At 45.9% G+C, this 17080-nt stretch carries 15 protein-coding genes; 9 read left to right on the top strand and 6 right to left on the bottom strand.

Translation table 11 applies throughout. The features are described from left to right. Positions 1-210: 210 nt before the first annotated feature. Positions 211-744 (bottom strand): RNA polymerase sigma factor, encoded by a 534-nt coding sequence (locus tag GK108_RS17595; protein ID WP_163951384.1) that lies wholly within the window; start codon positions 742-744, stop codon positions 211-213. 303 nt (positions 745-1047) lie between these two features. Next, the gene (gene tamL, locus GK108_RS17590; RefSeq protein WP_246224945.1) at positions 1048-3681 is read right to left on the bottom strand and encodes a translocation and assembly module lipoprotein TamL; all 2634 of its coding nucleotides are present in this window, start codon (positions 3679-3681) and stop codon (positions 1048-1050) included. Here tamL and GK108_RS17585 point away from each other — a divergent pair. Beyond that, entirely contained in the window at positions 3680-4438 is a 759-nt protein-coding gene (locus GK108_RS17585; RefSeq protein ID WP_163951381.1) for a TrmH family RNA methyltransferase, read from the top strand. The two genes, tamL and GK108_RS17585, sit on opposite strands and share 2 nt — an antisense overlap. Positions 4439-4448: 10 nt before the next feature. On the opposite strand, the gene GK108_RS17580 is transcribed toward GK108_RS17585, so the two are convergent. Continuing rightward, positions 4449-5240, bottom strand: coding sequence for a queuosine precursor transporter (locus GK108_RS17580; RefSeq protein ID WP_163951378.1), 792 nt, complete (start codon positions 5238-5240; stop codon positions 4449-4451). Between the two features lie 84 nt (positions 5241-5324). Continuing rightward, positions 5325-6734 carry a hypothetical protein gene (locus tag GK108_RS17575; protein WP_163951439.1) on the bottom strand — a complete coding sequence of 470 codons (1410 nt, stop codon included), beginning with the start codon at positions 6732-6734 and terminating at the stop codon, positions 5325-5327. A 254-nt stretch (positions 6735-6988) separates the two neighbouring features. Here GK108_RS17575 and rbfA point away from each other — a divergent pair, with 254 nt between their 5' ends. Continuing rightward, positions 6989-7363, top strand: coding sequence for a 30S ribosome-binding factor RbfA (rbfA, locus tag GK108_RS17570; RefSeq protein WP_163951375.1), 375 nt, complete (start codon positions 6989-6991; stop codon positions 7361-7363). Positions 7364-7465: 102 nt separating this feature from the next. Continuing rightward, positions 7466-8674, top strand: coding sequence for an ABC transporter permease (locus GK108_RS17565; protein WP_163951372.1), 1209 nt, complete (start codon positions 7466-7468; stop codon positions 8672-8674). A gap of 80 nt (positions 8675-8754) precedes the next feature. Here GK108_RS17565 and GK108_RS17560 read toward each other — a convergent pair whose 3' ends face one another. Together GK108_RS17560 and GK108_RS17555 are read right to left on the bottom strand one after the other, a co-directional pair. Further along, positions 8755-9981 (bottom strand): sugar MFS transporter, encoded by a 1227-nt coding sequence (locus tag GK108_RS17560; protein WP_163951369.1) that lies wholly within the window; start codon positions 9979-9981, stop codon positions 8755-8757. Between the two features lie 269 nt (positions 9982-10250). After that, on the bottom strand, positions 10251-11357 hold the full coding sequence (locus tag GK108_RS17555) for an MBL fold metallo-hydrolase (protein WP_170305402.1): 1107 nt from the start codon (positions 11355-11357) through the stop codon (positions 10251-10253). A gap of 124 nt (positions 11358-11481) precedes the next feature. Here GK108_RS17555 and GK108_RS17550 point away from each other — a divergent pair, with 124 nt between their 5' ends. The 6 genes from GK108_RS17550 to GK108_RS17525 all read left to right on the top strand — a co-directional run bounded on the left by GK108_RS17550 (position 11482) and on the right by GK108_RS17525 (position 17069). Next, a complete protein-coding gene (locus GK108_RS17550; protein WP_163951367.1) occupies positions 11482-12126 on the top strand; it encodes a zinc ribbon domain-containing protein in 645 nt (214 codons plus the stop codon). Positions 12127-12373: 247 nt separating this feature from the next. After that, a complete protein-coding gene (locus GK108_RS17545; RefSeq protein ID WP_163951364.1) occupies positions 12374-12805 on the top strand; it encodes a 6-pyruvoyl trahydropterin synthase family protein in 432 nt (143 codons plus the stop codon). Next, positions 12768-13538: a GTP cyclohydrolase I FolE gene (gene folE, locus GK108_RS17540; protein ID WP_163951361.1), complete on the top strand. Its 771-nt coding sequence runs from the start codon at positions 12768-12770 to the stop codon at positions 13536-13538. Before GK108_RS17545 ends, folE begins: the two co-directional genes overlap by 38 nt. A gap of 131 nt (positions 13539-13669) precedes the next feature. Further along, entirely contained in the window at positions 13670-14950 is a 1281-nt protein-coding gene (locus GK108_RS17535; protein WP_163951358.1) for an McrC family protein, read from the top strand. A 44-nt stretch (positions 14951-14994) separates the two neighbouring features. Beyond that, entirely contained in the window at positions 14995-16311 is a 1317-nt protein-coding gene (locus GK108_RS17530; RefSeq protein WP_163951356.1) for a gluconate:H+ symporter, read from the top strand. 92 nt (positions 16312-16403) lie between these two features. After that, positions 16404-17069, top strand: a complete 666-nt coding sequence (locus tag GK108_RS17525; protein WP_163951353.1) for an SGNH/GDSL hydrolase family protein — start codon at positions 16404-16406, stop codon at positions 17067-17069. Positions 17070-17080: the final 11 nt, after the last annotated feature.

The following is a 17080-nucleotide window of genomic DNA, read 5'->3' as shown; positions in this document are numbered from 1 at the left end:
AAGCCATGATTTAGGTTTAGGCTCTACGGCCAGGAAAGTGACAAGTAAAAAAGGAGAGCTTTACGTATATAGATACTACCACCAGCCATTATCATCGATAATGACTCTGCTTCAATACGATTAGAAGTTTACAAAAAGAGATCAATTAAAGCCTTAATACGTAAGGCAGCATTCGAAGACAAAGCTATTACGTATCAACCCTGTATCATACTAGCTGGCTTGATACAAAGACAGGAGTCTATCGCGACTACGTTTTAGCCGCATTTTGATGGCACTTTCCGAAATCTGATACCGTTCGCTGAGCTGTTTAATAGTGAAATTATACTCATGCTTAAGTCTGAGAAGGGTTACTTCGTCAGCTGGCATATACGCTAGCAGTTGTTCTAACTGCTGCAGTTGAAAGTCAGTAGACTCCTGGTAATCAGAATCTATTAAGTTGAATTCAAGCTCGTTGGAAATACGTTCAGCCGGATTTCGTTTGCTGATCTTTAATTGATCGAGGCAATAGTTATGGGTAATAGAAAATAGCCAGGTTGAAAAACTGGAGCGATTCTTAAAGGTATCCAGTTTGGTGAATGCTTTAATGAAAATGTCCTGCGTATAATCCTGAGCTATATCTGAATCCTTCGTCATCGAAAGACACTTTTGAAATACTTTCTTGACGTATTGATTATACAGAATGTCAAACGAGTCGGTAGATGTGTCCTGTTGGTGGGTTATATCGGACGATGCCGCATGTTTCATAGAAATTTTTTAGCATTAATCAGGTTACAAGTACGTATATAAAGGTAACAAGGATTTTCCTGAGTATACAGTTCAGCCGTAGCCGTTAAGCAGGGAGGAGGCAAAAGGGATGTTAAACAAAACTAGAATTTATAGTCCTAAATAGCTTATTGTATATAAATATTCTAATATGTGTTGATACTAATACCTGTGTATGGCAGGTTTTTGTTTAACGATACAGTATAGGAAGTGTAGGGTTAATATTTATTGGACGGTAGCCTTTTTTATAGCAATAAGAACATTGTTGTATACGAACTTCGCCGACTAGAAAGGGTAACCGATACCGAAATTAATGATGAGGGGATTAGGCCCGCTCGAAAGCTGCTTCAGTGAAAACTTGGGTAATATAAAGCGCTGATCCTCTATGCCGCCTTCTACCGCAATGGCTTGTCGGGCTGGGTCCCAGACTTTGACTCCACCATCGAAACGGATAACGAAAAACGAAAAATCAAAGCGTAAACCAACGCCGGTACCAACTGCTATTTGCGGCAGAAAGGTGTCAAGCTGAAAGGCGGAGCCAGGGCGACTTGAGCTGTTCCGTAGCGTCCAGACATTGCCAAAGTCGACAAAAAGAGCTCCGTTTATGTCCGCAAACAAATGGAACAGTCTGCCTCTAAGTTCAGCCGATCCCTCTATCAAAATATTACCCGGTTGCTCAAATAAATAAATTAACTGGCCATTATCGGTCATAGATGGTTGATTTGAGCCGCTGTTGAAAGGATAAGCTGCTCCGGGACCTAATCGTCGGGGCAGCCAGGCCCGAACACTGTTACTACCTCCAGCGAAAAAAAACTTCTCATAGGGAACAGGACCACCATCAGGGCCATAGCCATAAGCCATACCAGTATTTATGCGGAAAGCTAAGGTTGTTCGAGCCCGTAGTGGCATATAATAACGGTAGTCGACATTCAAACGTAGGTACTTGTAATATTGGAGGCCAGTTGAATCAGTTGGACGAAAAATGCGATTCAGTTCCTGAGCAGAGAAGAAATTCAACGTAGTTCCACCCGATTCTGCCACTGTTCGTAAAAAGCTGGCGCGTTTGTTTTGTCCCGTTACGTTGGTATTGTATGTATAAGCCATACTAATGCCAGACGCAAACGATCGTCGAAAACTGAGCTTAATCGTACTACCTTGATCTCCTAATGAATCTAGTTGTCTATAGAAGTCATCACTAATTCTCTGATTTGTACCTCTGCCAGCATTGATGAGGTTAATGTCAGCTATGAAAAAGTTAAACTGTTTAGTTGGGGAAATTTGCCAGCTATAACTAGTTGTGGCTCGAAGGGTGGAGCGTGTGTAATCAGGACGAATTGTGTTAGAATACCCAAGACTGACCTGTGTACGTGGGTTGTACTTACTGAAAAGAAAACGTAACCGGCTAGGGAAAATAATCTGTGGAAAAATCAACGAACTACTTAATCCTAATTCCTGCGATGAATAAACGCGCTGATTCGAATTCGGGTCAGGGACAAATCCTGTTTGGGCTTCTATTCCAAAACGAGCGCTCGTCTCAAAAGTCTCTAACCCTCCAAATAAATTCCGAACTCGGAAGGTAAGATTCCCGAACCCGCCAGGATAACCTTGTCCCTGATAAAGCACCGTGACGCCACTCTCAGCGGTGGCCTCGTATTTATCCAGTGGACTGGCCGTTATTAATGTACGAAGACGTCTTCCTGTTGAGTCCACGAAGTTCAGGTTGACAAATTTGAACTGGTTTAGCAGAAACAGAGAGCGCTGTGTTTCCCGGTAATTCGTCTGACTATATAAGGCGCCCGGCCGAAGAAAAATCTTACTGTCCAGGAGCCGTGACGACATATTACGTCCACCCAACAGATACGTAATGCCATTACGTTTGATCGTATCGAGCCGAATTTGTGGTTGAGAGGGTTGCAGTTCTTCTGGACTGATCCTGACCTCTACGTCGCCGATCCGGTAAATCGGATGAGCAGACTGCCCAGGTGGGTTCAGGATCTGTAAATAAAGGTCCAGATGGCGATACAAGGTATCGGCCTCGGGAAGGCGATCGGCACCCCGGCGCGTTGTGTCGATATCAGTAACTGGTATATACTGTCTGGAAAAGGTATAATATCCATTATCCTTCAGTAGCGATTCGATGCGGTTTTTTTCATTGGCCAGCGTTTCAAGATCGAACCGGTCGCCTGTTTTTAGTTTCGAGGTAGACAAGGAGCCCCGGACAATCGAGTCGACTCTGGGATCGGCAATTTCGTAGGTGATGTTTCTCAGATAAAATCCGGCATTTTCAGTGATGTGGTAGTTGACCCGGATCTGACGTCGACGTAACGTGTCTAACGTATAAGCGGCTTTACCGTGGAAAAAACCTTTATCGGCCAGATATTTCTGCATTTTTGCTGTATTCGCCTGGGCATCGCTTTCGGCAAAGTAGGAAGGTGGCTCACCCAGGTTGCGCATCCAGAAATTCCCTTCTTCCGCTTTTTGGCGTAACCGTTTTGCTTGTCGGCTAAAACGTCGGTTCAGCTTCTTGAGTGCCTGGGGCTGGTTAACCAGTTGCTGGCTTTGCTGCTCAAATTCGTTAGTTTTGGCTTCCAGCTCACGAACGACAACATCGCGGTTATAACGGCGCAGGCCAAATAAATAGAACCAGAGAGGTGGCGTTATGGGTAAGCCAAGGATGCGTCGGTTGGGTTTTTGGGGGATTAAACTTTCCAGGTCTTCAGTTGGAATCCGTTTATTTCCCCGAACCGTTTGGGCTGTTAGGAGGTAACCGTTGTTACGTAGCTTCTTGGTACTCAGGCAACCCGACGAAAGAAGTGTTAAACAAATAAAAACTAGTATTGATGTATGATGTGTGATTGATGATGGATAGAAATTGAGCCTATCATACATCGTACGTACTACATCATATCCTCTCTTCATGCTTTCAAAAAATCAAATCAAATATATTCAGTCACTTCACCAGAAAAAGTACCGCCAGCAGTACGGGGCTTTTTTGGTAGAAGGAGCCAAAAGCGTTCAGGAGGTTATTTTGTCTGATTTCCAGATCGAAGTGCTCATAACCACTGAAGCCTTTTACAAAGAAAACACTCGGCTGATAGACCGCCAACGAAAACCTGTTGAAATCGTGTCAGTGGCCGAACTCGAACGGATTGGTACGTTGGAAAGCAACAATGCTGCACTGGCTGTAGTGAAAACGAAAGAGAACATTCCCCTATTGGCTGAATCCGGTGAAATTGCGCTGATATTGGATGATATTCGTGATCCGGGAAATTTGGGGACGATTCTTCGCATTGCTGACTGGTATGGGATTCGTAAAATTCTTTGCTCAGAAACTACCGCCGATGTCTATAATCCAAAGGTCATATCGGCCAGTAAAGGGTCTTTTACACGGGTAAACTGGTGGTATGGCGATATTGTTGACTTCCTGAAACAATCGTCGGTCAACGGCAGCGTAGTATATGGCGCGTTTCTGGAAGGAGAGGATGTTCATACATTGCCCTTCCAGCATTCCGGGTATCTGATCATGGGGAACGAATCGAATGGGATTCGGCCAGAGGTTGAGCAATACGTAACGCAAAAGGTAACCATTCCGAAGTATGGCGACGCTGAATCGCTGAATGTGGGTATTGCTACCGCTATTTTACTCGATAACTGGCGACGTAACGTTACGCTCTGAACGAGACACCTTACATGAATGAGCTCATGGCCGATTCGTTGGCCAGTTCTTCGGCGTGTTCTTTTCCTAGATAACGATCAATGGCAAAGTGTGCTATGTATAGCAACGGGGTCAGTACGATGGCTGAGGTGGCTTTGTAGATATAGTTGATGATACCTACCGCCAGAACCTGGGTCAGCGACCAGTTACCAAATACATAGAAGGCTATGCCGAGTACCACAAACGAATCGATCAACTGCGACACCAGCGTTGACCCCGTGGCCCTTAGCCATATTTTCTGGCTTCCGGTAATTCGACGTAGTGAATGGAAGACATACACATCCAGAATCTGTCCGATCAGAAAAGCGGTTAGTGAGCCGATAATAATACCCAAGCCCTGCCGGAAAATCATCTGAAAGGCATTGTCGATATTAATCGAATTGCCAGCCGCATCTTTGGCATTAACGTCGAGCCAGAACTGAGCCGGTGGAAGATTCGTGACCGCATAAATAATCAGAAAACTATACCCAATAAATCCGGCGGTCAAAAAGGAAATACGACGAACCCCCGCTTTACCAAAATACTCGTTGATGATATCTGACGTAATGAAAACGAATGGCCAGATGACGGCTCCGGCTGTTAGGTTAAAATCCAGAATGAAATCCCCAAAGAGGTGAATTTGTGCGGGCTTGGTGCCTAGTAATGTTTCGACGGAAAAAATTTTCACACCAATGATTTCGGCAATTAACGCATTGGTCAGAAATATGGCACTTAGAAAAATGTACAGATTAGTACGTTTGTTCGTAAACGAAAGGGAAGGCATGCCTGTGTATAATTTACGGTTTTCAGGTTGAATATAGCAGCTTTTTAGCCTGTATCGAATAAACCGAAATTCCTGAATTTTTATTCATTTTCGCTTATAAACGCCCGCTGAACCAGTTTTCTCATACCGAGTAGCCAGCGCCGGGGCTCGCTGAAACAGTTTTTCCACTACGTTCTCCCGATCAATGATGTAGTCGGGTGGGTCTTTCTGGAAATGATCGAATACGTTGATTACGGCGTCATAATTGTCCAGATTCTTTAAATCATACTTGGCCAGGTCCCAGTTTAGATAGGGAGTAGCCGGACGATTTTGTCGATAGGCGCTTAAGTCTTCACCAATAATGAGAACATGCTGGTTTTTAATATTGTCGGGAAGGGGAGACGGTTGAACTTGAAGGCTACTTAATCGACCCAGATCCGAACCTGGAATCAGGCCTAATAAACCCTGGTAAAACAGCAGTAGCATTAAGCTGAAGGCAACCGAAAAGCCCAGTTCGGCAAGCCAGGCTTTGCGAACATTCTCGAAATAAAAAAAAGCGAAATAAGCCATTGGTGGCACAAAACTCAGGAAGGACATAGGAGCCAGAAAAGGCACGAGCCCAATCGTTAATACGGCAACCAGAAACCATATGGCCATAATCTGTTGCACCCGTTGCTGGAAATTAACGTAGCGGCTGGTGCTTCTAAATAGACTCAGAAAGCCCAGTACGCCCAAGCCCAGCGGAATGAGAAGGGAGGCCACCAGCGATTGGAAATCGGATAACGAATACTGTCGTACCCGGAAAACCGAGGCCAGCAGATTCCGATTGAAATCGTCCAGGCTGTTGTTCAGATAGTAATACAGGACCGTAGCGGCTATGGGGAAAAGAAACCCAAACAACGACAACGAATGCTGACGAAAACTGGCTCCACTGTAAAAAAGTAGTGAAACAGTAGCCCAAATCAGGAATAAAGCCGACGGTAAATAAAATAAGGCCGCAATGCCGATGTAAAAACCAACTTCAAAAACTTCGTCGGTAGCTCCCCGCCGATCCATCTGCTTCACTAACGTACCAAAGGCAAGGAGCAGAAAGCTGGTGGACATAAGCACGGGCGATAGTGTCAGACAATCGAACGATAGATGCAAAAACAGCATATAAAGCAGCCCCGGCCAGAACGAGCGATCGGGGTATAGGTCCCGGTTGTTGGTCAGGTAATTAAAGTAGACGATCTGAAACACCGAGACGACCGTAGCAGCGATATGAAGTGACAGGGCCGAACGGCCAAATACGGTATGCAACCCCCAGTAGACCACGGCGGAGAGTGGACTAACACTATCCCAGATATCGCGATAAAGCAAATCCCCTTCGCTCATCTGCTCACCTACCAGCATCCAGTTCAATTCTGGGGTGAGCAAAGGAAACGGATGCAGTAGCAAGGGCAGACGTATCAATAACAACAAACCCAGAAGGCTTACGTATTGATAGGGGAAATAAGAGCGAAAGAAACGTAACAAAACAAAAAAGGCCGATAAGTCGATAAGCAATAAGCCAGTAGTACGTCGGAAAAGCAAAATAAACTTTACCGAATACCAAACTACTTCTGCGAATTTACGGTCAATTTCGGCAGAACGGAAAAAGGTGTTGATATTTGCAGATTGGGAATTGGCAGAAAAAGGCAGATAGTAAGAACAAATTGACTATTTTGATTACGACAGAATGAAACTATTCAGTCAGTAGGCCGTTCAATGTATTACCCGAATAGAAGATTATGGAATCGAAACGACAACAAAAAGTAGCCCGGCAGTTGCAGAAAGATTTGAGCGAAATTTTTCAGCGGGATGTGCCGCACCTGTTTAATGGGGCTTTTATTACAGTAACTAATGTGCGGATATCGCCCGACCTGAGTGTTGCCCGTGTATACCTGAGTTTTTTGGCTGCCAAAAACAAAGAACAGTTGCTCGAAACGATTCAGGAAAAAGGTAAAGTAATTCGGCAGCATCTGGGCGAGCGGGTGCGTCATCAGCTACGTATCGTACCAGAATTGGCTTTCTTCTTGGACGATACTGCTGAGTATGCCGATAAGATGGACAAGCTGTTTGCTGGTCTTGAGATTCCACCTGCCCCTGAAGAAGACGAAGATTGATACATTTTGAAGGATATAATGATTGACTGATCAGTTGGTTGAACAGGAAGGCTAATGCTACCTCATTCAATCACTATATCATTCAATACTCAACAGTAGTACATGAATCTGCCCGCCTGGATTGCCCGTAGATATTTTTTCTCCCGTAAAAAGCGAAGTTTCATTAGCTGGTTGTCAATCCTGTCCATGCTTGGCGTTGGAGTGGGAACAATGGCGCTGGTTGTCGTGCTGTCGGTTTTTAACGGGATGGATGAGCTGAATCGGCAGATTTTCAAAACGTTTGAGGCCGATATGACCGTATCGCCCAAAGAGGGTAAACGCTTTACAGCCTCGCCGGAACTATTGGCGAAACTACGACAAACCGCTGGGGTTAGTATTGTTACGTCGGTGGCTCAGGATAATGCACTGGCCCGGTATGGAAACGCGCAAACGGTTGTTCGGCTGAAAGGGGTGGACGACAACTATCTGAAACGTAAACAGCTCGATTCCGCTTTGCTGGAAGGGAAACTGAAACTCAACGAACGGGGTGTGAATTATGCCGTTATTGCTGATGGCGTTCGCAACGACCTCAGTGTATCTGTACTGGATATACTGACCCCGCTCGAAATAATGTATCCCCAGAGTGATCAGTCGTTTAATGTTCTGAATCCTAATGCATTCAATCGGGAAGACTTAACGGTTTCGGGCGTCTTCTTTATCGAATCGAAATACGACAACTTTGTGCTGATTCCGGTGGCTGCGGCTCGCACATTACTGGGATATGGCCCTGACGACGTAACAAGCCTGGAGATTCAACTCAAAACCGGCACAAACGAAAATAAGGCTAAGGACGCGCTTCAGGAGATTGTTGGCGACAAACTGCTGGTGCAAAGCCGCGACGACCTGAATATCGATTTGTACCGAACGATACGTATCGAAAAATTACTGGTCGCTATTACGTTGTCATTTATTATTCTGGTAGCCTCGATAAACATCTTCTTTACGTTGTCGATGCTGGTTATTGAGAAAAAAGAAGATATCCGAATCCTGTATGCGATGGGAGCTACGACAACCCTTGTTCGTCGGATTTTCCTGACCGAAGGGGCTATTATTGCCTTAACAGGTGCTATTACGGGTCTTTTTCTGGGTATTGTGATTTGTCTGGCTCAGGAGCGGTACGGATTTATTGGTATGGGGACTGTTAGTTCCATTATTGATGCTTATCCGGTACGACTAGATATGAGCGATATTTTGATGACGGGTGGCCTGGTTGTTTTAATAACCTTCCTGACATCCTGGTTTCCTGCTCAACGGGCCGCTGCAGTTAAATAAAGTAAGCCTCAAAAAAGAAAGCCACTTCCCTAAAACGAGAAGTGGCTTTCTTTTTTGAGGCTTGTTCAATCAGTTGATTTTTACCAGCTCGATTTCTTATAGCCGACTGTAGCGTAGTAAAGAATAAAACCGAAGAGCGGCAGCAGCATGGCATACGCCATTTTCGGATTGATAGCGTCTGTCAGATAGCCATGAAGCAGTGGCAGCAAAGCTCCGCCCGAAATACCCATAATTAGCAGGGCAGAGCCAATTTTGGTAAACCGGCCCAGTCGATTTAAGGCCAGTGGCCACATGGCAGGCCAGATTGGCGCCAGTCCGAATCCTAAGAGCGCAACGCACAGAACGGAGGTAAATCCACTGGTTACAAGCGTAGCGATTGTTAAAACAAGCCCATAAATGGCGCCGAAACGTAGTGAGGTTTGCTGAGAGATATATCGGGGAATAAGTACTATCCCCAGCACGTAGCCCGCCAGCAAGCCATATAGGGTATACGTAGTAAAATATTTAGCCTCATCATTATTGAAACCTAATGCCTTACCGTAATTGATAATCGTATCACCGGCAATTACTTCAGCACCAACGTAGCAGAATAAAGCCAATACGCCCAGCACCAGATTGGGAAACTGCCAGACGCTGGTATGCGCTGTGGCATCGGCGGGCGAATCGTCCTGTTCTTCCGATACCTCGGGTAAGTTGGAAAACCGGATCAAAATTGCCAGAACAACCAGAACGGCAGTCAGGATCAAGTAAGGAGAAACAACTTTTTCCAGCGATGCCGCTCCCGACACGGCATTCCCACCCGCCAGAAGAATACCACCGAAAATAAACTGGCTGATAATACCCGCTAGTTTATTGGCAATCCCTAAAAAACTGATCCGTTGTGCTGCGCTTTCGCGGGGGCCAAGAATAGTAGCGTACGGATTTGAAGCCGTTTGCAATACCGTCAGGCCAATACCGATCAGGAATAAACCGACAAGGAATAACGGATAAGAAACGGATTTTGCCGCCGGAATGAAGATTAACGTACCAACTGCCATGACCAGCAACCCAAGCGACATACCGTTTTTAAAGCCTGTCTTTTTCAAAACCGCCGACGATGGAATCGCCATCAGGGTGTAGGAAATGAAGAACGCAAATGCTACTAGATTCGAACCAACCGTACTCAGGTTAAAGGCTTGCTTAAAAAAAGCGATTAGTACACTATTGACCCAGGTTACGAAACCAAAAATGAAAAAAAGAGCCCCAATAATCAGTAAGGGAATCGTGTAATTCGGCCGAACCTGCGAGGGCGTTGCGGTAGGTGTCATGAGAAAAAGTCGGTAAGAATATGTTAGGAGAGCGGGTTTGTATATTTTAAAATTTTTTACAAATTAAGAATAGAAATTGGTTTGATCGCTCAGTATCCCGTTAAAATTCGTTGTTAGGCGCAAATACGAATAGCCTGCCTAGTCGTTTGTACTTATAAAATCAGGAAACTTACCGGATTTACTGTCCGATACGCTATTCTGTGAGTAGCCAATTCAAAAAGCCATGCTTCTGGCTCCCTACAGTATGAATTTCTAGTCGATTTAACACGCTAAAAATTCCACCAGACGGCTCTTGGGTAGGAGCTATTCAATACGACCGGCTCGCCAATGCGTGGTGTTGTTACGTCCATTCCCTGTTCTTCCGTTTTTTTAAGTAACCGCTGAATAGGTTCATTCCAGGCGTGGTATGCCAGCGAAAACTTAGCCCAGTGGACTGGCAAAATGGTTCTCGCTTTCAGATCCTGAGCAGCAGTGGCCACTTCTTCGGGAAACATATGAATGTTGGGCCAGTCTAAGCCGTATTGACCGCATTCGAGTATGGCGATATCAAAGGGCCCTAGTTTATCGCCAATTTCCCGGAAATGGTTTCCGTAGCCCGAATCGCCACCCAGAAAGAAGTTATAGCCATTGAGCCGCAGCGCAAAAGCAGTCCAGAGGGTTTTTCCCCGCGTGAGCCGTCGGCCCGAAAAATGCCTTGCTGGCACAGCCGTTAACGTAATATTGCTGGAAACATCTTGCTTTTCCCACCAGTCAAATTCAACAATTTTGTCAGCCGGAACGCCCCAACGTTCGAGGTGAGCGCCAACGCCCAGACCGGTATAGAATTTTTTGACTTTGGGAATGAGCTGGGTGACCGTTTTATAATCAAGATGATCAAAATGGTCATGCGAAATAACCAGCAGGTCTATGTTGGGCATATCGTCGGCCGTGTAGGCATCGGAGCCCGCAAATGATTTCCCAAAAAACGTAACGGGTCCCGCATTGCCACTGAAAACCGGGTCAACAAGAACCGTAGTCCCTTCCGATTTAATTAGGTATGACGAATGACCAAACCAGACGATGGTTGGTTTGTCGTCGGGTAGTGCTTTTACATCTGTTTTAACGGTCGGAATCGGAGCCGGTGGAATGTTATTTTTGTCTTTGTTAAAGTAATCCGTCGTCAGTTTCCAGTAAGAAGCTCCTTCGCGCATTACGTCAGTAGGTTCCAGGTTCTCAAAAGCGCCGTTACGATAATGAGGTGACTTAAGAATCCGATCCAGACGAATAGCAGATGGATCACTGCCAAAGACGCTTTGCTGCATAAAAAGCAGGGTTGCCCCTAAGGCAATCACAACTATAAAGACAAGTGTTATCATGGTGGTACGTACTCGTTTCATTGTATTGTGCGGCTACATAACGTAGCACCTGGGTTTCATTAAATTAGGGTTAAGTAGATGGGTCAAACGGTTTAATGGCTACTTTTAAGTTATTACGCAAGCAAAATACAATTAGGGGTTCAATATGATTCAATTCGTCCGAAACTATGATGACCTCTCAACGGATAAGGGGTTTCAGTTTTCGTTCCGGTGTGACAAATGTGGCAACGGATATATGTCTCATTTTCAGTCTAATAATTTAGGTATAGCCGGAGAATTGTTGAACGCTGCCGGAAACCTGTTTGGTGGTTTTTTTTATGAGGCAGGTAATGCTACCCGGCAAATGCAGCGCGCCATTGCCGGAAAAGCGCACGACGATGCACTAAACAAAGCTATCCAGGAGGGGAAATCCCATTTTCATCAGTGTACCCGTTGCGGACAGTGGGTGTGTCCAGATGTGTGCTGGAATGCAAAAGTGGGCCTTTGTGAGAGCTGCGCACCTGATGAGCAGGAAGAGCTGGCGGCACAGCAGGCCCTGGCCACATCTGAACAGATTAGCCAGAAAGCACGGCAAACCGATTATACGAGTCAGATCGATTTTAGTCAGCGTACTGCTCTGTTGTCTTGTTCAAAATGCAGCGCTAAACTGACATCTACGGATAAGTTCTGCTCATCCTGCGGAACACCAGCCATACAGGCGCAAGCAGTTGATAAATTTTGCTCAAATTGTGGAGCCAAAGCTAAATCGGGTCAGAAGTTTTGCTCAGATTGTGGTAATCAGTTTGCCTGAGGATCTGTTACCCATTACTTACCGAATGGATTGAAATAAAGCTGGAGTGCGAATCTGTCGTAGATAAAGCGAGCCGGTTTGTGCTCTAGTGAAAAGTTTTTTTGAACGAAATCGCCCCACAAACGGTTCTCTGGGAGAATAATCACACGCTGAGGAGCGTACTGGCTACACGCTCTGCCGTCTGCCTGTGTTGTACACAAACTTTGTAACGACAGGTTGATCGAATCCTTTTTTCGATTGAGTTTTTATGGAATTATCACGGGTAAGTACCCCTCGGGTTGCAGTGTTTCGGAAGGAGCATTTCAACGCGGCTCATCGTCTGAACAACCCTAATTGGTCGGACGAAAAAAACGCCCGCGTTTATGGTAAATGCAATAACCCACATTATCATGGGCATAACTACGACCTGATTGTTCAGGTTACCGGGCCTATCGATCCTGAAACAGGTTATGTTATTGACATGAAGCATTTAGGTGATATCATTAAAGAACATGTTACCGACCGCTTCGATCATAAAAACCTTAATCTCGATACCGAAGAATTTGCGAATCTGAATCCCTCTGCCGAAAACATCGCCATCGTTATTTATACCATTTTACGAAATCAGCTCAGCGAGGGCTTAGAGCTTAAAATCAGACTGTATGAAACTGAACGGAACTTCGTCGAATACCCCGCTTAACGGATCGAATGGGAAACAGAATGGTGTCTCTTCGAACGGACATGGCCTAAATGGCCATTATACGGCGGACGACGAGTTAGTTGATGACATTGGCGATGCCCATAGTGCTTCTTCTATCGATACACCGATGCGTCCTGATGCGTTTGATCTGGACGATGATTTGAAGGTCGATCTGATTGAAGAACATTTCCGGGAAATCATGAACATCCTGGGGCTCGACCTGAACGATGATAGTTTGAGCGGGTCTCCCCGACGGGTCGCCAAGATGTATGTTAAGGAAATTTTCCGGGGACTCAATCCGGCCAATAAGCCTAAACCAACGCTGTTCGACAACAAATTTCGTTACGACGAAATGCTGGTCGAAAAAGATATTACTGTTCAGACCTACTGCGAGCATCATTTTGTACCAATCATTGGGAAAGCCCACGTGGCCTATATCTCCAGTGGCAAGGTAATCGGCTTGTCGAAACTGAACCGGATCGTCGAGTATTTCTGTAAACGCCCCCAGGTGCAGGAGCGCCTGACGGTGCAAATCGCTGAGGAGCTGAAAACCGTACTGGAAACCGACAACGTAGCAGTAATCATCGATGCCAAGCATCTCTGCGTATCGACGCGTGGCGTGCATGACGTGAATTCATCTACGATTACGGCATCATACAGCGGCAAATTTGAAGACGAAGCCACTAAGCAGGAATTACTGCGCTACGTTACGCAGCCAAGTATAACGATTTAAAATCGGCTATTACTTGATAGCAGAAGCACGTAGTACGCAAAGGACTTCCTGGCGTACTACGTGCTTCTGCGGTTTTAGTAGGAACGAACTGCTGGTTTATTACTACTTTGTACTGACTATTCATTCAGGAGATGCCCTCATTTATTTCTGTCGCTGAAAATGATTTGATTGGCAAGGTTCAGGAGGTTTCCGTTAAAATAGGTTTTCGGGCGGCTGTTGTTGTGCCCGAAGCAACATTTAACGCTCTCCGGCAATTGGCTTATGATGCCGATGGCGTTGAGGGATTGCTGACGTTTTTTGTGCAGAAGGGAGTAGAATATATTCGGGTCAATAGATATGTTGGTCTGCTAACGCTGCCAGATGGAACGCAGCTGGAGATTTTGCCGAAAATAGGAGGGATCAGTAGTCGGTCTGCCTTGCTGACTATGCTTCGTTATCTGCAAAATGGCCCGTTTCGCACGTTGTCGTCGGCTTATACAAATGCTACTACGTTACCGCTGTGGGACGTATTTGTTACGGCCTTTTTAGATGCTGTAGAGCAAGTTATACGGCAGGGAATTCAGAAATCATATACGGACGTAGATCGTAATGAACGATTCTGGAAAGGAAAATTTCAGGCCACACGCCAACAGCGCGATAATGCTCAGCACGCCGAGCGGCTGGCCGTTACGTATGATAAGCTGACGGCTAATGTTCCCCCCAATCGTATTATCAAAACAACCTTGCAGTTTCTTCGGCAGCAGCGTTATCATCCCAGTCTTCAGCAACGTATTCGCCAGCTCGACTGGGCGCTGGACGATATTCAGGTGTCTGAATCAATTAGCGATGATTTGAGAGCCGTTAAGCGAGCCAGCCGCCTATTTGCCCGCTATGAGCACGTGCTACGTTGGGCGGAAGCTTTACTGGGCCGACGGGCGTATGGCGTTAAACCAGGTCAGGTGGCTGAGCTGTCGTTGCTGTTTCCGATGGAACGTGTTTTTGAAGACTACGTAGCGTATGGCATCCGGCGCTATTGGCCCGATGCCGATGCCGTAACGGTGCAGGAATCGACGGAACATCTGATTAATGAACACATTGGTACGCCAAAGTTTAAACTTCGGCCCGATATTCTGATACGTCATGATAATCGGACGTTTGTCTTGGATACAAAGTGGAAAGAACTAAATGGTATGGAGCGAAGCGGCAATTACGGCATCGATCAACGTGATCTCTATCAGCTCTATGCCTATGGGAAAAAATACAAAGCCAGCGACTTGTTTCTCATCTATCCAGCAAGCCAGGGCTTCAATCAGCCATTGCCCGTATTTGATTACGATGCCGAGACGCGTCTGCATGTTGTTCCGTTCGACAGTGCCAATCCGCTGGTTAAAGAAGTAGAAAAATTAGCTGCTTACGCTTTCTCGTATCAATGATATGTTTTCTTTGCGCCTGTAAAATCTGAACGCCGTAACCGCCTATGCCCCTTCTGCTTACTCTGATTGGTATTTTAACCCTTGTTCTTTTAGTTGCTTTTGTCCGTTTAGATACGTTCATATCGTTTGTATTGGTCTCCCTTGGCATAGGATTAGCCTCTGGAATGAGTGTACAGGACGTTGGGAAATCGATTCAGACTGGCATTGGCGGCACTCTTGGCGATCTCGTCCTGATCATTGGTTTTGGCGCGATGCTAGGGCGGCTTGTTGCCGAAAGTGGTGCCGCTCGTCAGATTACCAACGTATTGATACGTCTATTCGGCCTTAAAAATATCCGTTGGGGTTTGGCATTAGCCGGGTTTGTAGTTGGTATTCCGTTGTTCTACAATGCCGGTTTTATCATTGTTGTTCCTTTAATCTTTACGATTGCTGCTTCGTCTCGACTCCCCTTACTATCGGTGGCCGTACCGATGTTATCGGCGCTGTCGGTTGCTCACGGTTATTTGCCTCCGCATCCATCGCCAGCGGCTGTAGCTGGTCAGTTAGATGCGAATATTGGACAAACGCTATTATACGGTATTGTTGTTGCCATTCCGGCTATTGTGATTGCTGGACCTTTGTTTGGTAAAACGTTGGTGAACATGAAAGTGACGCCAGACAAGGATTTGTTTGATGTCCGGGAAGTACCTGACTCTGATTTGCCCAGTGCGGGCGTGAGTTTTTTTGTTGCGCTGCTGCCCGTACTCCTGTTAACAACCTTCGGCCCACTAAAAGGGGCTTTGCCAGACGGGTCGGCTCTAAAAACAGTTGTCGTGCTGCTGGCAGAACCGTATATCGGGATGCTTTTGTCGGTATTGGTCGCTATGTATACATTAGGTATTCGGCGCGGGCTGTCGATGAAGGCCATTACGAAAGATCTGGAAGAAGCGGTGAAAGCGGTTGCGCCTATTTTACTGGTCATAGCCGGAGCAGGGGCATTGAAACAGATTTTTACCGACAGCGGTACCAGCAAATACATCGGTACCCTGTTGGCTGATGTCTCGATTCCGCCCCTGGTATTGGCCTGGGGAATTGCCGCCTTTATTCGAGTATGTGTAGGATCGGCTACCGTAGCCGGTTTAACAACCACAGGAATCATTGCGCCCCTGATTCAGAGTCAGACCATCAAGCCGGAGTTGATGGTGCTGGCAATCGGTTCCGGTAGTTTGATGTTTTCCCACATTAACGATGGAGGCTTCTGGTTATTCAAGGAATACTTTAACCTGACTATTGGTCAAACCATCCGAACCTGGTCGTTGATGGAAACAATTGTGTCGATTGTTGGCCTGCTGGGCGTTCTGGCGCTTAATCTTGTCGTCTAATAGCTACGTAGTTCGTTATCTTCAATTCTTCTGTAAATACGCTTAACATAATAGATAGGGTCCCTTTATCGGATTCGTTGCACGTAATGAATATGACTACCTTAATTCGCTTTGCATCTTTCTTTGTCATTGCTGGTTTACTGGCCATGACAGCCGCCAAACCCAAACGCGTTGTCTTTTTTGGCGACTCCATTACGCAGGCTGGGGTTAAACCCGGCGGTTATATTGATCGGCTGAAGTCATTACTACCTGCCGATCAGTTCGAGCTGATTGGGGCCGGTATTGGTGGGAACAAAATATATGATCTGTTTCTGCGCATGGATGATGACGTACTGGCTCAGAAACCCGACGTAGTAATTGTATGGGTGGGTGTCAATGATGTATGGCACAAGGCATCGTCCGGCACAGGAACCGACCCTGATAAGTTCGTCCGTTTTTACGAAGCTGTCATAAAGAAACTACAGGCTGCTAACGCAAAGGTTGTCTTGTGTACGCCTGCTGCTATCGGTGAAAAGACGGATATGACCAATCAGCAGGATGGCGATCTAAACCAGTACAGCCAGTTTATTCGTGATCTTGCCAAACGGCATAACCTACCTTTGGTCGATTTACGGAAAGCGTTTCTGGATTACAACCTCAAAAATAACCCAGAGAATAAAGAAAAAGGAATCCTGACAACAGACCGGGTTCACCTGAACGATGCCGGGAATCAATTCGTAGCCGAGCAAATGCAGAAAGTGCTGGCTACTGTCAAATAGATACTCAAAAC

This window comes from Spirosoma terrae, from assembly GCF_010435915.1.
Taxonomy (GTDB): Bacteria; Bacteroidota; Bacteroidia; order Cytophagales; family Spirosomataceae; genus Spirosoma; species Spirosoma terrae.
The sequence above is the reverse complement of the archived record's forward strand: the minus strand, read 5'-3'. Positions and strand labels throughout refer to the sequence as shown.

What these genes read in the sequence shown, in the direction of transcription:
- GK108_RS17595 (WP_163951384.1), bottom strand. Translation starts at nt 744, where the DNA reads ATGAAACATGCGGCATCGTCCGATATAACCCACCAACAGGACACATCT.
- GK108_RS17585 (WP_163951381.1), top strand. Translation starts at nt 3,680, where the DNA reads ATGCTTTCAAAAAATCAAATCAAATATATTCAGTCACTTCACCAGAAA.
- tamL (WP_246224945.1), bottom strand. Translation starts at nt 3,681, where the DNA reads ATGAAGAGAGGATATGATGTAGTACGTACGATGTATGATAGGCTCAAT.
- GK108_RS17580 (WP_163951378.1), bottom strand. Translation starts at nt 5,240, where the DNA reads ATGCCTTCCCTTTCGTTTACGAACAAACGTACTAATCTGTACATTTTT.
- rbfA (WP_163951375.1), top strand. Translation starts at nt 6,989, where the DNA reads ATGGAATCGAAACGACAACAAAAAGTAGCCCGGCAGTTGCAGAAAGAT.
- GK108_RS17565 (WP_163951372.1), top strand. Translation starts at nt 7,466, where the DNA reads ATGAATCTGCCCGCCTGGATTGCCCGTAGATATTTTTTCTCCCGTAAA.
- GK108_RS17560 (WP_163951369.1), bottom strand. Translation starts at nt 9,981, where the DNA reads ATGACACCTACCGCAACGCCCTCGCAGGTTCGGCCGAATTACACGATT.
- GK108_RS17555 (WP_170305402.1), bottom strand. Translation starts at nt 11,357, where the DNA reads ATGAAACGAGTACGTACCACCATGATAACACTTGTCTTTATAGTTGTG.
- GK108_RS17550 (WP_163951367.1), top strand. Translation starts at nt 11,482, where the DNA reads ATGATTCAATTCGTCCGAAACTATGATGACCTCTCAACGGATAAGGGG.
- GK108_RS17545 (WP_163951364.1), top strand. Translation starts at nt 12,374, where the DNA reads ATGGAATTATCACGGGTAAGTACCCCTCGGGTTGCAGTGTTTCGGAAG.
- folE (WP_163951361.1), top strand. Translation starts at nt 12,768, where the DNA reads ATGAAACTGAACGGAACTTCGTCGAATACCCCGCTTAACGGATCGAAT.
- GK108_RS17535 (WP_163951358.1), top strand. Translation starts at nt 13,670, where the DNA reads ATGCCCTCATTTATTTCTGTCGCTGAAAATGATTTGATTGGCAAGGTT.
- GK108_RS17530 (WP_163951356.1), top strand. Translation starts at nt 14,995, where the DNA reads ATGCCCCTTCTGCTTACTCTGATTGGTATTTTAACCCTTGTTCTTTTA.
- GK108_RS17525 (WP_163951353.1), top strand. Translation starts at nt 16,404, where the DNA reads ATGACTACCTTAATTCGCTTTGCATCTTTCTTTGTCATTGCTGGTTTA.